This window comes from Kitasatospora sp. NPDC029312, assembly GCF_055569215.1.
Genome location: NZ_JBVHXY010000032.1, coordinates 74,052 through 92,175, shown reverse-complemented (window position 1 = coordinate 92,175; position 18,124 = coordinate 74,052). Strand labels below are relative to the sequence as shown.

11 protein-coding genes are annotated in these 18,124 nt (G+C 74.9%); 8 read left to right on the top strand and 3 right to left on the bottom strand.

Going from position 1 to position 18,124, the window contains the following annotated elements; all coding sequences use genetic code 11:
- The first annotated feature begins 336 nt into the window (after positions 1-336).
- The 3 genes from ACZ4WV_RS24770 (at position 337) to ACZ4WV_RS24760 (ending at position 2,138) form a co-directional block, all read left to right on the top strand.
- Complete coding sequence (locus ACZ4WV_RS24770; RefSeq protein WP_465750230.1) at positions 337-924, top strand: 50S ribosomal protein L25/general stress protein Ctc; 588 nt, start codon at positions 337-339, stop codon at positions 922-924.
- Between the two features lie 116 nt (positions 925-1,040).
- The gene (pth, locus tag ACZ4WV_RS24765) at positions 1,041-1,628 is read left to right on the top strand and encodes an aminoacyl-tRNA hydrolase (protein ID WP_465750228.1); all 588 of its coding nucleotides are present in this window, start codon (positions 1,041-1,043) and stop codon (positions 1,626-1,628) included.
- Positions 1,629-1,814: 186 nt separating this feature from the next.
- Positions 1,815-2,138 (top strand): hypothetical protein, encoded by a 324-nt coding sequence (locus ACZ4WV_RS24760; protein ID WP_465750226.1) that lies wholly within the window; start codon positions 1,815-1,817, stop codon positions 2,136-2,138.
- A 66-nt stretch (positions 2,139-2,204) separates the two neighbouring features.
- Here the strand turns inward: ACZ4WV_RS24760 and ppc are convergent, their stop codons facing one another.
- Positions 2,205-5,063 carry a phosphoenolpyruvate carboxylase gene (gene ppc, locus ACZ4WV_RS24755; protein WP_465750224.1) on the bottom strand — a complete coding sequence of 953 codons (2,859 nt, stop codon included), beginning with the start codon at positions 5,061-5,063 and terminating at the stop codon, positions 2,205-2,207.
- Between the two features lie 260 nt (positions 5,064-5,323).
- Here ppc and ACZ4WV_RS24750 point away from each other — a divergent pair, with 260 nt between their 5' ends.
- Positions 5,324-6,592, top strand: coding sequence for a sensor histidine kinase (locus ACZ4WV_RS24750; RefSeq protein WP_465750222.1), 1,269 nt, complete (start codon positions 5,324-5,326; stop codon positions 6,590-6,592).
- A 57-nt stretch (positions 6,593-6,649) separates the two neighbouring features.
- Here the strand turns inward: ACZ4WV_RS24750 and ACZ4WV_RS24745 are convergent, their stop codons facing one another.
- Both ACZ4WV_RS24745 and ACZ4WV_RS24740 read right to left on the bottom strand, forming a co-directional pair.
- The gene (locus ACZ4WV_RS24745; RefSeq protein ID WP_465750239.1) at positions 6,650-7,198 is read right to left on the bottom strand and encodes an SUKH-3 domain-containing protein; all 549 of its coding nucleotides are present in this window, start codon (positions 7,196-7,198) and stop codon (positions 6,650-6,652) included.
- A gap of 61 nt (positions 7,199-7,259) precedes the next feature.
- Positions 7,260-7,721 (bottom strand): YwqJ-related putative deaminase, encoded by a 462-nt coding sequence (locus tag ACZ4WV_RS24740; protein ID WP_465750220.1) that lies wholly within the window; start codon positions 7,719-7,721, stop codon positions 7,260-7,262.
- 594 nt (positions 7,722-8,315) lie between these two features.
- Between ACZ4WV_RS24740 and ACZ4WV_RS24735 the strand changes: the two genes are divergently transcribed.
- The 4 genes from ACZ4WV_RS24735 to mfd all read left to right on the top strand — a co-directional run bounded on the left by ACZ4WV_RS24735 (position 8,316) and on the right by mfd (position 18,020).
- On the top strand, positions 8,316-9,314 hold the full coding sequence (locus tag ACZ4WV_RS24735) for an SMI1/KNR4 family protein (RefSeq protein WP_465750218.1): 999 nt from the start codon (positions 8,316-8,318) through the stop codon (positions 9,312-9,314).
- A gap of 70 nt (positions 9,315-9,384) precedes the next feature.
- Positions 9,385-12,174, top strand: a complete 2,790-nt coding sequence (locus tag ACZ4WV_RS24730) for an SUKH-4 family immunity protein (protein ID WP_465750216.1) — start codon at positions 9,385-9,387, stop codon at positions 12,172-12,174.
- A gap of 266 nt (positions 12,175-12,440) precedes the next feature.
- Positions 12,441-13,856, top strand: a complete 1,416-nt coding sequence (locus ACZ4WV_RS24725) for a hypothetical protein (protein ID WP_465750214.1) — start codon at positions 12,441-12,443, stop codon at positions 13,854-13,856.
- Between the two features lie 534 nt (positions 13,857-14,390).
- On the top strand, positions 14,391-18,020 hold the full coding sequence (gene mfd, locus ACZ4WV_RS24720) for a transcription-repair coupling factor (protein WP_465750212.1): 3,630 nt from the start codon (positions 14,391-14,393) through the stop codon (positions 18,018-18,020).
- The last annotated feature ends 104 nt before the right edge of the window (positions 18,021-18,124 follow it).

Here is an 18,124-nt window from a genome sequence, read left to right as displayed (position 1 = left end):
CTTGGTCGTTGACGCGCCTCCCCCCCCCCCCCTCCCCCCCCCCCCCCCCCCCCACCCCCCCCCCCCCCCCCCCCCCCCCCCCCCCCCCCCCCCCCCCGCCGCCGATTTCACGAGAGGGCACCGATGAGGTTAGACTCGTGAAACTGCTCGGCGAGGGATGCCGTGTGCCCGCTCGACGGGCGCCGACACCGTGATCGACGCGCTGCCGGTAGCGGATTCCGTCCGCCGGCAGAGGACGTTGCCGCCGAGTGACCCCCGAACGTACTGAGGGTGTGGTCCCGGCGGTTTTTCGCGTTGCCTGCACCCCCGCGCCAGTCTTATCCGAGGAGTGCAGTCGTGTCCGAGATCCGCCTTGCCGCCGAGACCCGTACCGAGTTCGGCAAGGGTGCCGCCCGTCGCGCCCGCCGCGCCGGCTTCGTCCCCGGTGTCGTCTACGGCCACGGCCACACCCCGGTTCACCTGAACCTGCCCGGCCACGACCTGATGATGGCCCTCAAGACCCCGAACGCCCTGCTGGTCGTGCCGATCGACGGCAAGGACGAGTACGTGCTGCCGAAGGCCGTCCAGCGCGAGGCCATCAAGCGCACCATCGAGCACGTCGACCTGCTGCTGGTCAAGCGCGGCGAGAAGGTCACCGTCGAGATCCCGGTCCACACCGAGGGCGAGCTGGCCCCGGGCGGCAACCTGCTGGAGCACGTCCTGCAGGCCCTGCCGATCGAGGCCGAGGCCACCCACCTGCCCGAGGCCGTCACCGTCTCGGTCGAGGGCCTGGAGGCCGGTGCCTCGATCCACGCCAAGGACATCGCCCTGCCGGCCGGCGTCACGCTGGCCGTCGACGCCGACGCCGTCGTGCTGCAGGTCATCGCCGCCCAGGCCGCCCCGGCCGACACGGAGGCCGCCGAGGCCGAGGGCGCCGAGGCCTGAGCCTCGTAGCACTTCACAGCTGAGACCGCTGCCCCGGTCGCTCCCGCTGGAGCGGCCGGGGCAGCGGTGCGTCCGGGATGATGACGTCGAGCGCGACGGTGACGAGGAGAGTGGGCATGGGCGAGCGCGTCGAGGAGTACGACGGACCCTGGCTGGTGGTGGGCCTGGGCAACCCGGGGGAGCAGTACGCCCGGAACCGGCACAACATCGGCTTCATGGTGGTGGACCTGCTGGCGCAGCGGATGGGCGCCAAGTTCAAGGCGCACAAGAGCCGGGCGCAGGTCGCCGAGGGGCGGCTGGCGGGCAGGCGGGTGGTGCTGGCCAAGCCGATGTCCTTCATGAACCTCTCCGGGGGGCCGGTGACGGCGCTGCGGGACTTCTACAAGGTGCCGGCCTCGGCGCTGGTCGCCGTCCACGACGAGCTGGACATCGACTACGCGGCGCTGCGGCTGAAGCTGGGCGGCGGGGACAACGGCCACAACGGCCTGAAGTCGATCACCAAGTCGCTGGGGCCGGACTACTACCGGGTGCGCTGCGGGATCGGCCGTCCGCCGGGCCGGATGGAGGTCGCGGACTTCGTGCTGAAGGACTTCTCCTCGGCCGAGCGCAAGGAGCTGGACTGGTTCGTGGACCGCTCGGCCGACGCGGTGGAGGCGCTGCTGTCCGAGGGGCTGGAGCGGGCGCAGGGCACGTACAACTCCTGACGTGCGCCTGGTGCCTGCCTGAGGTGGCGCCTGACGCGGTGCCTGACGCGGCGTCATGGAGGGGCTGTGGCGGGTACGCAACAGTCGTACAACGCTTGCCGTTCCAAACCTGAAACCGTGTGAGAACCCTGTGCGGGATCGGATAGCGTCGGTCCGGGTACGCGAACGGGTCCTGGGGAGTTCTCGATGCGGAGATTGCGTCCGGTCCGCCGACTTCGGCGGCTCCGGGTGGTCCGGCTGAAGCAGCTCGGACGACGGGTCGGTACGGCCGGTGCGCTGGGGGCGGCCGGGGTGCTGCTGTCGAGCGGCGCCGTGGCGCACGCGGATCCGGTGGCGGAGCCGGATCCGGCGGTCTCGCCGGAGCCCGCGGCCGCGCAGTTCGGTCCGGTGCTCGGCGACCAGGTCGGCCCGGACGCCGGGCTGCTGGCGGTCGGCGGCGGCCTGGTGGTCGCGGCCGGCGGTGCGGCGCTGTGGCTGAAGCGCCGGCGCGCGGGCGAGCCTGCGGAGTGAGGACCTCACGAAGGGGCCGGTGTCCCGGGTGGGACACCGGCCCCTTCGTCGTTCCCGGGGCCGCCGTCAGCCGGTGTTGCGCAGGCCGGCGGCGATGCCGTTGACGGTGAGCAGCAGCGCGCGGGCGCGCAGCGGGTCCTCGCGGCGGCCGGCCGCGACCTCCTCGCGCTGGCGGCGCAGGAGCGCGACCTGGAGGTAGGAGATCGGGTCGAGGTAGGCGTCGCGGACGGTGAAGGTCTGCTTCAGCACCGGGTTGTGCTCCAGCAGTTCGCTCTCGCCGGTGAGCCGGAGCACCTCGCGCAGGGTGAGGTCGTGCTCGGCGACGATCTGGTCGAAGACGTGGTGCAGCTCGGCGGGCACCAGCTGCTCGACGTAGTGCCGGGCGATCCGCAGGTCCGTCTTGGCCAGCGTCATGGCGACGTTGGACAGGAAGTTGCGGAAGAAGTGCCACTGGCCGTACATCTCGTCCAGCACGTCGCCGAGGCCGGCCGCGCGGGCGGCGGCGAGGCCGGAGCCGACGCCGTACCAGCCAGGGACGATCTGGCGGGACTGGGTCCAGCCGAAGACCCACGGGATGGCCCGCAGGCCGTCCAGGCCGGCGCCGGAGTCGGGGCGGCGGGACGGGCGGGAGCCCAGGTGCAGCGAGGCGAGCTGGTCGACCGGGGTGGCGGCGAAGAAGTACTTCGGCAGGTCCTCCTGCTCGACCAGGGCGCGGTACGCGGTGTGGGCGGCCTCGGAGACGCGGTCCATCGCGGCGTCCCAGCGGGCCAGTTCCTCGGGCGCCTGGCGCGGGGAGGTGTGCAGCGCGGAGGCGGCGAGGGTGGCCGAGAGGGTCAGCTCCAGGTTCTCCCGGGCCAGCGAGGGCAGCAGGTACTTGTCGGAGATGACCTCGCCCTGCTCGGTGACCTTGATCTCGCCCTCCAGGGTGCCCCAGGGCTGGGCGAGGATCGCCTCGTGCGAGGGGCCGCCGCCGCGGCCGACGGTGCCGCCGCGGCCGTGGAACAGGCGCAGCCGGATGCCGTAGCGGTGGGCGACGTCGCGCAGCCGGCGCTGGGCGCGGTGGATCTCCCACTGGGAGGTGGTGATACCGCCGAACTTGGAGGAGTCGGAGTAGCCGAGCATGACCTCCTGGACGTCGCCGCGCAGCGAGACGAGCAGCCGGTAGGAGGGGTCGGAGAGCATCTCGTCCAGGATGCGGTCGGCCTGCTGGAGCTCGTCGGTGGTCTCCAGCAGCGGCACGATGCCGATCTTGGCGATGCCGGCGTGCAGGTCGACCAGTCCGGCCTCGCGGGCCAGCACCGTGGCGGCGAAGACGTCGTCGGCGCCCTGGCACATCGAGATGATGTAGCTCTCGACGATCTCGTCGCCGAAGCGCTCGAAGCCCTCGCGGATGGTGTTGAAGACGCCGAGGGTCTTGGTGCCGGCCTCGTCCAGCGGGGCCGGGGTGGGGGCGAGCGGGCGGCGCGAGCGCAGCTCCTTGGCGAGCAGCTTCTGCCGGTACTCGCGGGGCATGTCGGCGTAGCGCCAGGCCTCCTCGCCGAGGCGGTCGAAGAGCTGGCCGAGGGCGTGGTGGTGGGCCTCGGCGTGCTCGCGCACGTCCATGGTGGCGAGCTGGAGGCCGAAGGCCTCGACGGTGTTGATGGCGCGGGCCAGGCGGCCGTCGGCGATCAGCTCGCCGCGGTGGGCGCGCAGCGAGTCCTGGATCAGCCGCAGGTCGGCGATCAGCTCGCGGGTGCCGAGGTAGTCGCGGCCCTCGACGTGCGGCGTGCCGCCGGCCAGGCGCTCGCGGGTGTTCTCCAGCTTGAGCCGGATGCAGGTGGCCTTGAGGCGGTAGGGCTCCTCGGCGTTCATCCGCTTGTAGCGGGGGCTGAGTTCGGGGAGCCGGTGGAGGTCCGTGTTGAGCGAGGCGAGCAGTTCGACGGAAGCGCCGGCCAGCCGCTCCGAGGTGGAGAGGGTGTTGCGCAGGTCGTCGATGGCGGCGAGGGCGTCCTTGATGCCGTACTCGTGCTGGAGGTTGAGGACGTCCCAGGTGACCTGCGGGGTGACGTTGGGGTTGCCGTCGCGGTCGCCGCCGATCCAGGTGCCGAAGGTGAGCGGGCGGACGCCGTCGGGCAGGCTCAGGCCGACCCGGGCGAGCTCCTCGTGCAGCTCCTCCAGGACCTCGGGGACGGCCTCGCGATAGAGCTCGTCCAGGTAGTAGACGGCGTTGCGGGCCTCGTCGGTGGGCTCGGGGCGGGCGATGCGCAGCTCGTCGGTCTGCCAGAGCAGGTCGATGACCTCGGCGAGGCGGCGGTCGGCCGAGCGCTGTCGGGAGGTGCGCCGCGCAGCGGCTCGGTCAGGGGTGGTGGCCGGGTGGCGGGCGGGAGCGTCGGCCGGGTCGGCGGCGACGAGGCCGGAGGCGAGCTCCTCGCGGTGGATGCGGTCGAGGAGTTCGCCGATCCGGCGCAGCTTGTTGAGCACGCTGCGGCGGGCGGCCTCGGTGGGGTGGGCGGTGAAGACCGGGCGGACCGCGAGGTGGGCCAGGGTGTCCTGGAGGTGCTTCGGGTCGGCGTCGGCGAGCTGGTCGGCGGTCTGGGCGAGCAGCGACCCCTCGCGGGCGCGTCGGGTGGCGAACTCGCGGCCGCGGTGCACCTGCTCGGTGACGTTGGCGAGGTGGAAGTAGGTGGAGAACGCGCGCACCAGCTTGGCGGCGGTGTCCAGGTCGATGTCGGAGAGGAGTTCGGCGGTGGCCTCGCCGTCGGTGCGGCTGAGCAGTCGGACCTGTTCGACCAGGCCCAGCAGCTGGGGGCCCTCCTGGCGTACCAGCGTCTCGCCGAGGAGGTCGCCGAGGCGGCGGATGTCCGCACGCAGGGCCGCGTTGTCTGCGGCTGCGCCGGCGGCGAGGACAGCGGGGCTGTCGGCCGGGGTGTTGACCGGAGCGGTCACGGCTGGCTCCCTGTGGTGGTGGGGTTCGGCAACGGCTCATCGTCACAGGTCCACGCGCAGTGCGGCGGGCGTGACGCGTGCGGACCGCGCTGTCCGACGCGACCAGCATAGGTGTCGGGGCGGTCGCTGTCCGCGAGGTGGCCGGATGGCGGACAGCCCCCACGAGACCCACGTGTGGTCTGGACCACTTGAGCGGTGCGCGAGGTGTGCGGGGCCATCCCGGTGGGGAGGGGAAGGGGTTGCCGCATAGGCTGTCGCCCATGAGCAAGTCGCCTGGGGAGCGCGCGCCGGTCCGGTCGTTCTGGTGGTGGAAGCGGCCGCGCAGCGCCTTCCTGGACGTCGGGCTGGCGCTGCTGGCCGCCCTGGAGTGCTCGGCCAGCACGGTCGCCTTCCTGGACGCCCGGCTGCAGCTGTCCGGCGCGGGCACGGCCGTGATCGCGGTGCTCGGCACGCTGGCGGGCGGCTCGCTCGTGCTGCGCCGGCGGTGGCCGGCCGTACCGGTGCTGGTGACCCTGCTGCTGATGCCCGGGATGCTCGGGGTGCTGCTGCTGGTGGTGTCGCTGTACACGCTGGCGGCGACCTGGGAGTGGCCCTCGCGGCGCCGGCGGGTGGTGGCGCTGTCCGTACTGGCCTTCGCCGAGGCCGTCGCGGTGATGATGGTGTCGATGCTCACGCCCGGCGACTCGACGGCGGAGCAGCCGCCGCTCTGGGTCCAGGTGCTGATAGCGGTGCTGGTGGCGGTCGGGCTGACCGTCCCGCCGGTGGTGACCGGACTGTACGTGGGGGCGCGGCGGCGGCTGATCGAATCGCTCAAGGACCGCGCCCACGGCCTGGAGACCGAGCTGGACCTGCTGGCCGAGCAGGCGCGGGAACGCGCCCGCCGGGCCCGGCTGGAGGAGCGCACCCGGATCGCCAGGGAGATGCACGACGTGGTGGCGCACCGGGTGTCGCTGATGGTGGTGCACGCCGGGGCGCTGGAGCGGATCGCCCTCAAGGACCCGGCGAAGGCCGCCCAGAGCGCCAGGTTGATGGGCGAGGTGGGCCGGCAGGCGCTGAACGAGCTGCGCGAGATCCTCGGGGTGCTGCGGATGGACGACGAGCGGCCGCCGGAGCCGGACTCGCTGGCCGGGCTGCCCCGGCTGGTCGACCAGTCCCGGGCGGCCGGGATGGCGGTGACGCTCACGGTCAGCGGCAGCCGTCAGGAGTTCACCGGCGAGGCCGAGCAGACGGCGTACCGGGTGGTCCAGGAGGGGCTGACCAACGCGCACAAGCACGCGGGCGGGGCGCAGGTGTCCGTCCTGCTGGCGTACGCGCCCAACGGGGTACGGGTGAGCGTGGTGAACGCCTGCCCGGGCGGCGAGCGGGGCGCGGCGCAGCTGCCGAGCGGCGGGAACGGGCTGGTGGGGATGCGGGAGCGGGTGATCGCGCTGGGCGGCACCTTCTCGGCCGGGCCGGAGGCGGACGGCGGGTTCCGGATCGAGGCGGTGCTGCCGTCCCGGCTGGCGGTGCGCGCGGACCGGCTGCGCTGAGCCGCTCTTCCCTGGGCTGCTCGGGGTGGTACCGCGCCCGCCGGGCTCGAGCCGCGCTCAGTGCTCGTCGGCGGTGCGCAGCCGTTCCGGGGCGGTGCCCAGGACCAGGGCGCTGATGGCCTGGTCGATGCCGTGGCCGAGGAACCACTCGCCGGTGTGGTCCAGGCTGTACACCCGGCCCTCCTCGTCGACGGCCAGCAGCGCCTGACCGTACGACTCCTCGCCGAGCGGGGCGAGCTGGGTGCCCAGCGCCCGGCCGAGGTCGAACAGGGTGCGCGGCTGGTGCAGGCCGCACAGCGGGTCGATCAGGAACGGGGTGCGGGCCAGCTGGCGGCCCGGGCCGGACAGGTCGAAGGCGAGGCCGCCGAACTCGGCCCAGGCCTCGACCGCAGCCGGGAACACCGCGTGCCGGACGCCGTCGGGGCCGCCGTGTGCGACCAGGGTGTCGGCCCACTCCTCGGCCCGCTGGATCTGCCAGCGGCCGGGGTGCCAGCCGGCCGCCTTGAGCTCGGCGGCGACGTCGGCGGGGAAGCGCGGGCGGGTCCGCCCGAGGGTGCCGGTCGCGGACGGGGCGGCCGGGGACGGGGTCGGGCTGGGCGGATTCAGGGCGGACTCCGGGGCTCGGGGACGGGGGCGTACGAGGGGAGGGCGGTCGGCGCGCGGCCGGTCAGCGCGCGGGCGGTCCGACGGCGACGCTCTGCACCGTGAAGTGCTCCAGCATCGGCGCGCAGGAGCGGCACGGCGGGGCGTGGGTGCCGTGCGCCGGGTCGCCCTCCTCGCGGATCCGAACGGTCGTCATCCGGGAGCCCCTGAGCGCCTTGCGGGCCTCGTGCAGGGTCAGCGGCTTGCGGGCGGCGCGCTTGGAGCGGTTGCCGTCGACCGTGGTCAGGTACTGGGAGAGCAGGACGGCCTCCGGGCAACGGCCGGTGAACCGCTCGCGGGCCTCGACCGGCAGGGTGTCCAGGAACTCGCCGACCAGCGGGTGCAGGACCGGGCGCCGCTCGTCCTTGCCGCCCGCCAGGGTGTGCACCTCGCCGCCCTTGAGCGACAGCGCGGCGGCGACGGCGGGCAGCAGGCTGTCGCGGAGGTGGCGCAGCGCGGGCGGGCCCGCCGGCTCACCGGTGGTCATGCGGTGTCCTCCTCCTCGTTCCCGGCGGTGCGGCCCGGTCGGGTTCGGGTCGTTTGCTTTCGTCCGGGGCAAGCCTGTCACTTGGCACCGACGAGCACGCAACCGGGGTACGCGCACGGTCGAACGCCCGTACGGCCGTTGGCGAGTCGGTCGGGCGCCCGCTGGCATCCTGGCCCGACCCCGACCGGGTCCGCACACCGCCGTCACGACTTGTCCGCTGATTTCCCGAAACCACCCCCGGGTCGAAGCCCCGGCCGGTACGGTCCCGGGCGGTGGCCGCGAGGGGCGCGGTACCGGCTGTCCGGCTGACCTTGTGCCAATTCGCTGTCCTCGAACGGGTGTTGCAGCCAACCGGGGCCGGGTTCGGCGCGCGCGGCTTCGCGGCGTGGGCCGGGGCCGCCCGCAGGCCGCCCGCCGATCACTCGGGCCACCCTCCGCACCCCCGCGCGGGCGCGGCGGCCGCCGGTCGTGGAGGTGTTGGGCGGGCGCCGGATGCGGGGGTCCGGCCGACGGGGTGAACCAATAGGCTGGTGCCCGGAAGCTGGTGCCCGGAAAGCGCACCGAGAGTTTGCAGCAGCCAGTGGGGGCTCCCAGATGACGACAGGTCGGCCCGGCGTCGCCGCACCGAACGCGGCGTACGCAGGTCAGGTGGTGCAGTTCCCGGACCCGGTCCGAGCGGAGCGGCACCCGGCCGGGGTCCGGGTGGACGAGTCCGGCTACCCGGATTTCGGTCCGTACGCGGCCGCGGCGGCCGAGGTCGCCGACCCGCCGGACGGTTTCGGCGTGGACGAACTGCGGCTGACCGACTACGTCTCGGCCAACGCCGCGCTGTTCACCCAGGGCCACCCGCTCTGGGCCGACCTGGAGACCGCGGTGGCCACCCCGGCCGGCTGGACCTGGCACCACGCGGTCGGCCGGGCGGCCCCCGGCTGGCGGCGGATGGAGCTCGTCCCGGTCGAGGTCAAGGCCCTGCTGCGGCACCACGGCGGCCTGGCGACCTCGCCCGCCGACCACTCCCGCCGCGGCACCCGCCCGCTCCAGGAGCGCCGGCCCGTCCACTTCTCGCTGGCCAAGGACGGCTCCGACCCGATCGGCGTCTCCGAGGACCTGGTCCAGCGCGCCGAGGAGCGCCTCGGCTACCGGCTGCCCGGCGCCTACCGGACCTTCCTCAAGCTGGGCGGCGGCCGCGGCCCGGTCGGAGTGGCACTGGACACCGAACTGGGCATGCTGCTCGACCAGCCGTTCCTCACCCTCACGGAGGAATACGGCACCGAGGACGTCGTGTACGCCAACAAGTGCCTGCGCGACCACCTCACCAAGGACTACCTGGGCATCGCCTACGCGCAGGGCGGCATCGTCGCGCTCAAGGTGCGCGGCGACCGGATCGGCTCGGTCTGGTTCCACCTGTACGACGACGCCCGCGACTCCGGCGCCGCGGAGGCCCCGGAGGACCGCTGCGCCCGCCTGCTACTGCCCTGCGGGGACGACTTCGACGCCTTCCTGCTGCGCCTGGCCGGCAGCCCGCCGGAGCTGGAGACGGTCGCGGAGCTGATGGTGGACGGCGGGTTCGCCCGGGCCGTCCCGGTGGGCTGACGCACATGGGCGCGAGGGTGCAGGTGGAACGGGCGACGACGAGGATGCGGACAGGGGTGGACCGGGCGTGGTGACGTACGCGCAGGCGCAGGAGCTCGCCGAGGAGTGGGTCAACGGCGGCGTGCCGCACGCGCAGCAGCGCGAGGTGCGGGTGCGGGAGTTCGACCTGGGCTTCGTCTGCTGGGCGGTCGCGCCCGCGGACGCGGGCGGCGGTCAGGACGGGCCGGCCGGTGCCGGGCCGGCCGGCTCGGGTGAGGTGCGACTGGTGATCGCCCGGGACTCGGGGGCCAGCACGCTCTGGCCCGCGCTGCCCGTCAACGAGGTGGTCCGGCAGTACGAGGAGGTCTACGGGCGGCCGGTAGCGGCCAACCCGGCCGGGGCGGCGAAGCCCGCGCCGGGGCCGGTGGAGGCCACCTCCTTCCTGCTCAGCCCGCCGCAGTGGCTGCAGGAGGCGGGGGCCGCGGCGATCGCGGCGGAGGCGGAGAAGCTGGGTGGTGCGGCCGTTCCGGCGCCGGTCCCTGAGCCCGCTCCGGCTCCCGCCCCCGTGCCGGTTGCGGCCGAGGAGCCGCCCGCGCCGGTGCGGCCCGCCCCCGTGCCGGTTGCGGCCGAGGAGCCGCCCGCGCCGGTGCGGCCCGCGCCGGTGCCGCCCGCGCCCGCCATGCTGACCGAGCCGCCGGTCTCCGGCCGGCCGGCCGGAGACGCGCCGACCATGCTCGCCCCGCCGCCCGGCGACGAGCCGGCCTTCGCGCCGCGGCCCGCGGCCACCGCACCGGTGCCGCCGCCGGCCACGCCGGTCGCCCCGGCCACGCCCGCCGTACCGACCGCTCCGGTCGGCGCCGAGGCGGCGACCGTCCTGATGCCCGAGGGCCTGCGCACCTCCGGATCGGACCTGCCCGACTCGCCCGCCCCGGCCGGCGCCGAGGCCGCGACCATGCTGATGCCCCCGGGCAGCGGCGGCTACGGCCTGCCGCCGGCCCCGTCGTCCGGCGCTCAGCCCCCGGCCGCCCCGCCGGCCGCCCCGCCGGTTGTCCCGCCCGTCGCCCCGGTGCCCGCAGCGGCCGCCGAGCCGGCGCCGACGCTGCTCGCGTCGCCCGACGCCGTCCCCGGCCTGATGGGCCTGCCCGGTGCCCCGCCCGCCCCGCCGGCGGGTGGCGCGCCGGTCGAGCAGGCGCCGACCATGCTCGCCACGCCCGGCAACCCGCCGGCTCCGCCCGCAGGCGGCGCCCCGGTGGAGCACGCGCCGACCATGCTGGCCTCGCCCGGCGGCCTGGCCGGTCTGCCCGGCGGCCCCGGCGCGCCCGCGGCTCCACCCGCCGGTGCGGCGGCGCCCGGCGGCCCCGGCCGCAGCCCGGGCTCGGCCCCGCCGCCACCCCCGCCGGCCGGGCTGCGTGGCGGTCCGTCCGGCGGGTCGTCCGGCAGTCCGTCCGGGTCCTCCGGTCCGGGCGCGCTGGGCCGCAAGTCCGGCTCGGCTCCGCCGCCACCTCCGCCCGCCGAGCTGCGGCACGGCGGCGCGGGCTCCGGTACGCCCGGTGGCGGTGCCGCCGGCCGGTCGGCCGGTTCCGCCCCGCCGCCTCCGCCCCCGGCGGGCCTGCGCGCCGGTGCCCCGCCGGCCCCCGCCCCGCAGGGCGCGCCCGCCGCGCCCGCGGCCGGGATCTCGTACGAGGCGACCCAGCTGGCCGGCGCGATCGACCCGGCGCTGCTCGGCGGCCCGGCGGACCCGGGCACCCCGCCGTCCGGCGGCCCCGCCGTCCCGCCGCCGCCCGGCGGTCCGGCCGCCTCCGCCGCGGGTGCGGCCGGGTACGGCTACCCGAACGCGGGCGCCGCACCCGGCGTCGTGCCGCCGACCCCGGTCGCCGGTCCGCCGCAGGGCGCGCCCGTTCCGCCCGGGGTCCCGGCGGTCGGCCCGGGCTACTTCGCCGCGCTCAGCTACCGGGGCCCGGACGGCTCGGAGCAGAAGCTGCTGCACCGCAGCGAGCCCGGCACGCCGCACCCGGAGTGGAAGATCCTCCAGGACCTGCGCCGACTCAACGTGCCCCCGGAGCAGGTGCTGGAGCTGTACACCGAACTGGAGTCCTGCGACCTGCCCGGCGGCTACTGCAACCGCATGATCGCCGCCTCCTGGCCGAACGTGCGGCTCACCCACACCGCGCCGTACGGCCGCGACCACGCCTCCCGGCAGGCCGGGATGGCCGAGCTGCTCGACCACCTGGACGAGCTGCACCAGCTGGCCTCCGGCGCCCAGCGGGTCCGCCCGTCCCGGGTGCCGCTGCCCGCCCCCGGGACGGTCCAGCCGCTGCCCCCGGTGCCGCCGCAGCAGCTCGCCCAGGAGGTCGGCCAGGCCTTCGGGCAGAACCTGTTCCGCTACGAGCAGCGCGCGGTCGCCCGTCAGGGCGTGCCCGAGCCGGTGGCGCAGACCCTGATGTGGGCCGGGTTGCCGCGCGACTTCGGGCCGTTCTTCTGGGCCCAGGCCCAGGAGGGCCGGCCGATCCCGACCCTCGCCGAGCTGGCCGCCGAGCGCGGCCTGCCCGCCGCCCCGGATTTCGGCGGCTACCTGGTGCTCGGCAACGACTACGGCCGCCAGCTGTGCGTCCAGTACGGCACCGCCAACGTGGTCGCCGTGGACGTCGACGGAACCGGCCAACCGCCGCGGTTCGTCAACACCGGTGTACCGGAGTTCGTCCGCGCGCTGGCCCTGCTGGGCCGGATGTGGCGGCTGAGGTACGGGCTGACGCCCGAGCAGGCCGGTCGCTGGACGACCGACTTCCAGGCGCAGCTCGCCGCGATCGACCCGGCGGCCCTGCAGAACGCGGACACCTGGTGGGCCGTGCTGCTGGAGCAGTTCTGGGACGGTCTGCTGTAGCGGACCGTCGCGGATCCTCGCAGGTGGGGAGGGGTCGTTCCGGTGTCCGGAACGACCCCTCCGGCATGCCCGGGCAGCTGTGCCTCATTGGGGTTTCGTCCGGATCTGCGCAAAATAGGGCAAGGGGATGGGTCTACTCGTCCAGTCCTCGACATATTCCGGTCCGCACGACGACCGAATCCGGCCCTGGTTTCCGAACCGGTTCCGGATCCGTCCGTTCCGTCCGATCATGGGCTCCGCAGCCCGCGAAACGAGGGGAAGAGCCCATGAGCGATGCCGTCCCCCAGCACGGCTTCAGCCAGGCCCGGCGCGGCTACGCGCCCGAGCAGGTCGACCGGGCGCTCGCCGCCCTGACCGCGCAGCGCGACGAGGCGTGGGAACGGCTGAGCGTCCTCGGCGCCGGGATCCGGCAGATGGAGGCCCGGTTGGCCGACGTCCGCCGGGCCGCCGACGAGGCCCCGGAGCCGGACTACCAGGTGCTCAGCGAACAGGCCGCCGGACTGGCCGAGATGGCGCAGAACGAGGCCCGGGCGGTGAAGGAGCGGGCTGAGCGCCTCGCCGAGGACCTGCGGGACGAGGCCTACGAGGCCGGGCAGGCGCTCGCCACGGCGGCCAAGGAGTACGCCGCCACCGTCCGCGCGGAGGCCGACGCGGCCGTCCGGCGCACCGAGGAGCGCACCCGCGCCGAGGCCGAGTCCATCCGGTCCGAAGCCGACCGGGAGAGCCGCGCCATCCGCGACAGCGCCACCGCGTACGCGGCCAAGGTCCGAGTGGCCGCCGCCGAGACGAGCGAGCACGCCGAGGCCGAGTTGGCCGCCAGGCGCCGCAAGGCCGACGAGGAGCTCGCCGAGGCCGAGGCCAGGGCCGAGGCCGAGGAGGCCGAGGTCTCCGCGACCGCCGAGCGCCGGGTCAGGGAGGCCGAGCAGCACCGGGAGGCGGTGCTCGGCCGGGCCAAGCAGCTGGACGCCGACGCCCAGGCCAAGGCCGACCAGCTGATCGAGCGGGCCCGCCGGGAGGCCGAGAAGATCAACGCGGCGAGCGAGCAGGAGCAGCGCGAGTTCGACGCCCGGCTGGAGACCGTCCAGCAGCACCTGGACCACATCAAGGCGACGCTGGCCTCGCTCACGGGTGCCGCGGTCGGCCAGATCGAGGCGGTGGAGGGGGCCGTCGACGCCGAGGACGGTGCCCCGGCTGACGCGGTGGCCGACGTGGCGACCGACGGGCCGCCGGTGGACCCGGAGGCGGACACGGGGGAGATCCCGGCGCCGGACCTGCGGAAGGATCCGGCGCAGGGCCCGGCGCACGGCCCGGCGCAGGCCCCGGCGCAGGCCCCGCGGCAGCCGGTGGTCGGCGGGGCCCCCGCCGGAGCCAGGGCCGACGGTGCGAAGGACCCCGCCGGGCCGGTGGTGACCGGCCCGGTCGCCCCGATCACCCCGGTCGCCCCGGTCGTGGTGCCGCCGAAGCCGCTCGCGCCGCCCGCCCCGGTGGCCGGCCCGGAGGAGGTCCGGGAGGGCGGGGCGGCCGAGGCGGGCGAGGGAGCCGGGGAGGCCGAGGGCGCCGGGGAGGCCGAGGGCGCCGGGGCGTCGTCGGAGGACGAGACCCGGATCGTTCCGAAGATCATCATCGTGGACGACGGCACCGGCTACGCCGCTCCCAACACGATCTCCTACCGCCGTCGCTGACAGCCGGCCCGGCGGGACCCGGGAAGCGATGAGGCCGAGACCCGTGGCGCCCTCCAGGAAAGGGCGCCACGGTTCCCGGCGATTGGGCGGGCGCCCCCACCCAGGGTCGCCCGGCCTCGCACCTCCGACCCCCATCGGGGGTGCGACAGTGCCGCCACAGCCATCCCCCACGGTTGGGTGCGGCGGGCACGTTCACCATGGTGCGCGATCTCCATGGACGGCCAGTGACCGGAGTATGTCCAGTTCGTGGCGGATCGCGGAGCCCGATGTCGGCCGCCGCCGGGCCGGCTCGTCCGCCGACCGACCGGTGTTCCGTCCAGTGGTTGGTCTGCGGTCGCGTCCCTCGCGGCCGCGCCCCCGGACCGCCGGTTCGTCCCGTCCGGCCCCGCCGGGGGCGGTACACCGCGTGCCCGTCGGTGCCGCGGCGTAGGCTGGAGACCCCCGGCCGCTCGGCGTGCCGGGCCGTTCGCGTTGCCCCGGCGGGCTTTCGCCGCCCGGAGGCAGCACCAGCCACGGGACGAAGAAGAGACCTCAATGAGCCTGACCGGACTGCTCGATGTCGTCGCGCGGGACGCGGCGCTCGCCGAGGCGATCGGGGCGGCCACCGCTGCCGGAGCCCCGGCCGGCGGCCGCCGCCACCTGGACCTGGTCGGACCGCCCGCCGCCCGGCCGTTCGCCATCGCCGCGCTGGCCCGCGCGCTGGCCGGACAGGCCGCCGGCGACCGGGGCCGTCCGGTGCTCGCCGTCACCGCGACCGGCCGGGAGGCCGAGGACCTCGCCGCCTCCCTGCGCTCGCTGCTGCCCGCCGACGCCGTCGCCGAGTACCCGGCCTGGGAGACCCTGCCGCACGAGCGGCTGTCGCCCCGCTCGGACACCGTCGGCCGCCGGCTGGCCGTGCTGCGGCGGATCGTCCACCCGCGGGCCGACGACCCGGCGGCCGGGCCGGTGCAGGTGATCGTCGCCCCGGTCCGCTCGGTGCTGCAGCCGCAGGTCAAGCACCTGGCCGAGCTGGAGCCGGTGGCCGTCCAGCGCGGGGAGTCGCACGACCTGGAGGAGGTGGCCCGCCGGCTCGCGGCAGCCGCCTACGCGCGGGTCGAACTGGTCGAGAAACGCGGCGAGTTCGCCGTCCGCGGCGGCATCCTGGACGTCTTCCCGCCGACCGAGGAGCACCCCCTGCGGGTGGAGTTCTGGGGCGACGAGGTCGAGGAGATCCGCTACTTCAAGGTCGCCGACCAGCGCTCGCTGGAGATCGCCGAGCACGGGCTGTGGGCGCCGCCCTGCCGCGAGCTGCTGCTGACCGACGAGGTGCGGGCGCGCGCCGCCGAACTCTCCGCCCGCCACCCGGGGCTGGCCGAGATCCTGGACAAGATCGCCGAGGGCATCGCGGTCGAGGGCATGGAGTCGCTGGCGCCGGTGCTGGTGGACGACATGGAACTGCTGCTCGACGTGCTGCCGCTCGGCTCGGTCGCGGTGGTCTGCGACCCCGAGCGGGTCCGCACCCGGGCCGCCGATCTGGTGGCGACCAGCCAGGAGTTCCTGCACGCCTCCTGGGTCGCGGCGGCGTCCGGCGGGGACCGGCCGATCGACCTGGAGACCATCGACGTCTCCGCCGCCTCGCTGCGCTCGCTCGCCGAGGTGCGCGAGCACGCCGACGAGATCGGGCTGCCCTGGTGGTCCGTCAGCCCGTTCGCGACCAGCGAGTCGTCCGTCGACACCATCCTGGAGTTCGACGCCAACACGCTGACCCTCGGCATGCACGCCGTCGAGGCGTACCGGGGGGACACCGCCCGGGCGATCGCCGACGCCAAGGAGCGGCTGGCCGCCGACTGGCGGGTCGTCATGGTGACCGAGGGCCACGGGCCCGCCGCCCGGCTCGCCGAGGTGCTGGGCAATGAGGGCATCCCGGCCCGGCTGGTCGCCGACCTCGCCGAGGCGCCCACCCGGGACGTCGTCCACGTCTCCTGCGGCTCGATCGAGCACGGCTTCGTGGACGAGCGGCTGAAGCTCACCGTCATCACCGAGACCGATCTCTCCGGCCAGCGGTCCTCCACCAAGGACATGCGCCGGATGCCGTCCCGGCGTCGCAACGCGATCGACCCGCTGGCCCTGGTGGCCGGCGACTACGTCGTCCACGAGGCACACGGCGTCGGCAAGTACGTCGAGATGGTGCAGCGCACCGTCCAGGGCGCCACCCGCGAGTACCTGGTGCTGGAGTACGCCCCCGCCAAGCGCGGCCACCCCGGCGACCGGCTGTTCGTCCCGACCGACCAGCTGGACCAGGTCACCAAGTACGTCGGTGGCGAGGCCCCGACCCTGCACCGGCTCGGCGGCGCGGACTGGGCGAAGACCAAGCAGCGGGCCAAGAAGGCGGTCAAGGAGATCGCCGCCGACCTGATCAGGCTGTACTCGGCCCGGATGGCCGCCCCCGGGCACGCCTTCGGCGCGGATACCCCGTGGCAGCGCGAGCTGGAGGACGCCTTCCCGTACGCGGAGACGCCGGACCAGCTGACCACCATCGCCGAGGTCAAGTCGGACATGGAGAAGTCCGTCCCGATGGACCGGCTGATCTGCGGCGACGTCGGCTACGGCAAGACCGAGATCGCCGTGCGGGCCGCCTTCAAGGCGGTGCAGGACGGCAAGCAGGTGGCGGTGCTGGTGCCGACCACGCTGCTGGTGCAGCAGCACTTCTCCACCTTCGCCGAGCGGTACGCCAACTTCCCCGTCACCGTGAAGGCGCTCTCCCGCTTCCAGAGCGACAGCGAGGCCAAGGCCGTCCTGGAGGGGCTGTTCGAGGGCTCGGTGGACGTGGTCATCGGCACCCACCGGCTGTTCTCCTCCGACACCAGGTTCAAGGACCTCGGCCTGGTCATCGTCGACGAGGAGCAGCGCTTCGGCGTCGAGCACAAGGAGCAGCTGAAGAAGCTGCGCGCCAACGTGGACGTGCTCACCATGTCCGCGACGCCGATCCCGCGCACCCTGGAGATGGCCGTCACCGGCATCCGGGAGATGTCCACCATCACCACGCCGCCGGAGGAGCGCCACCCGGTGCTCACCTTCGTCGGACCGTACGACGAGAAGCAGATCTCGGCCGCGATCCGGCGCGAACTCCTGCGCGAGGGCCAGGTGTTCTACATCCACAACCGGGTCGAGTCGATCGACAAGGCCGCCGCCCGGCTGAAGGACCTGGTGCCCGAGGCGCGGATCGCCACCGCGCACGGGCAGATGGGGGAGAACCAGCTGGAGAAGGTCGTCGTCGACTTCTGGGAGAAGGAGTTCGACGTCCTGGTGTCGACCACGATCGTGGAGTCCGGCATCGACATCTCCAACGCCAACACCCTGATCGTCGAGCGCGGCGACACCTTCGGCCTCTCCCAGCTGCACCAGCTGCGCGGCCGGGTCGGGCGCGGTCGCGAGCGCGGCTACGCCTACATGCTGTACCCGCCGGAGAAGCCGCTCACCGAGACCGCCCACGAGCGGCTGGCCACCATCGCCCAGCACACCGAGATGGGCGCCGGCATGTACGTCGCCATGAAGGACCTGGAGATCCGCGGCGCCGGCAACCTGCTCGGCGGCGAGCAGTCGGGGCACATCGCGGGGGTCGGCTTCGACCTCTACATGCGGATGGTGGGCGAGGCGGTGGCCGAGTTCCGCGAGTCGCTGGTGAGCGGCGGCGAGCCGGAGGAGGAGCCGCTGGAGGTGAAGATCGAGCTGCCGGTGGACGCCCACGTGCCGCACGAGTACGCGCCCGGCGAGCGGCTGCGGCTGCAGGCCTACCGTTCGATCGCGGCGGTCAACTCGGAGGCGGACATCCAGCAGGTCCGGGACGAACTCACGGACCGCTACGGCAAGCTGCCCGAGCCGGTGGAGAACCTGCTGCTGGTCGCGGCGCTGCGGCTGTACGCCCGGCGGTGCGGGATCTCGGACATCACCCTGCAGGGCGCGAACGTCCGCTTCGGGCCGGTGGAGCTGCGCGAGTCCCAGCAGCTGCGGCTGAACCGGCTCTACCCGCGCAGCCAGGTCAAGGCGGCGGCCCGGCAACTGCTGGTGCCCCGCCCGAGCACCGGCCGGATCGGCGGCAAGCCGCTGGTCGGGCGGGAACTGCTCGGCTGGTGCCGGGAGTTCCTGTCGGCCATGTTCGACGACCTGGCGGGGGCGAAGAAGTAGCAGGACGCGCTGCCGACGGCGGCCCCGGGCACCCCGCCCGGGGGCGCCCTCCCGCTTCCCCCTTTCACCCCCCCCGTGGTGGGTGGGGGGGGGGGGGGGGTGGC

What these genes read in the sequence shown, in the direction of transcription:
- ACZ4WV_RS24725 (WP_465750214.1), top strand. Translation starts at nt 12,441, where the DNA reads ATGAGCGATGCCGTCCCCCAGCACGGCTTCAGCCAGGCCCGGCGCGGC.
- ACZ4WV_RS24750 (WP_465750222.1), top strand. Translation starts at nt 5,324, where the DNA reads ATGAGCAAGTCGCCTGGGGAGCGCGCGCCGGTCCGGTCGTTCTGGTGG.
- mfd (WP_465750212.1), top strand. Translation starts at nt 14,391, where the DNA reads ATGAGCCTGACCGGACTGCTCGATGTCGTCGCGCGGGACGCGGCGCTC.
- ACZ4WV_RS24740 (WP_465750220.1), bottom strand. Translation starts at nt 7,721, where the DNA reads ATGACCACCGGTGAGCCGGCGGGCCCGCCCGCGCTGCGCCACCTCCGC.
- ACZ4WV_RS24735 (WP_465750218.1), top strand. Translation starts at nt 8,316, where the DNA reads ATGACGACAGGTCGGCCCGGCGTCGCCGCACCGAACGCGGCGTACGCA.
- pth (WP_465750228.1), top strand. Translation starts at nt 1,041, where the DNA reads ATGGGCGAGCGCGTCGAGGAGTACGACGGACCCTGGCTGGTGGTGGGC.
- ACZ4WV_RS24760 (WP_465750226.1), top strand. Translation starts at nt 1,815, where the DNA reads ATGCGGAGATTGCGTCCGGTCCGCCGACTTCGGCGGCTCCGGGTGGTC.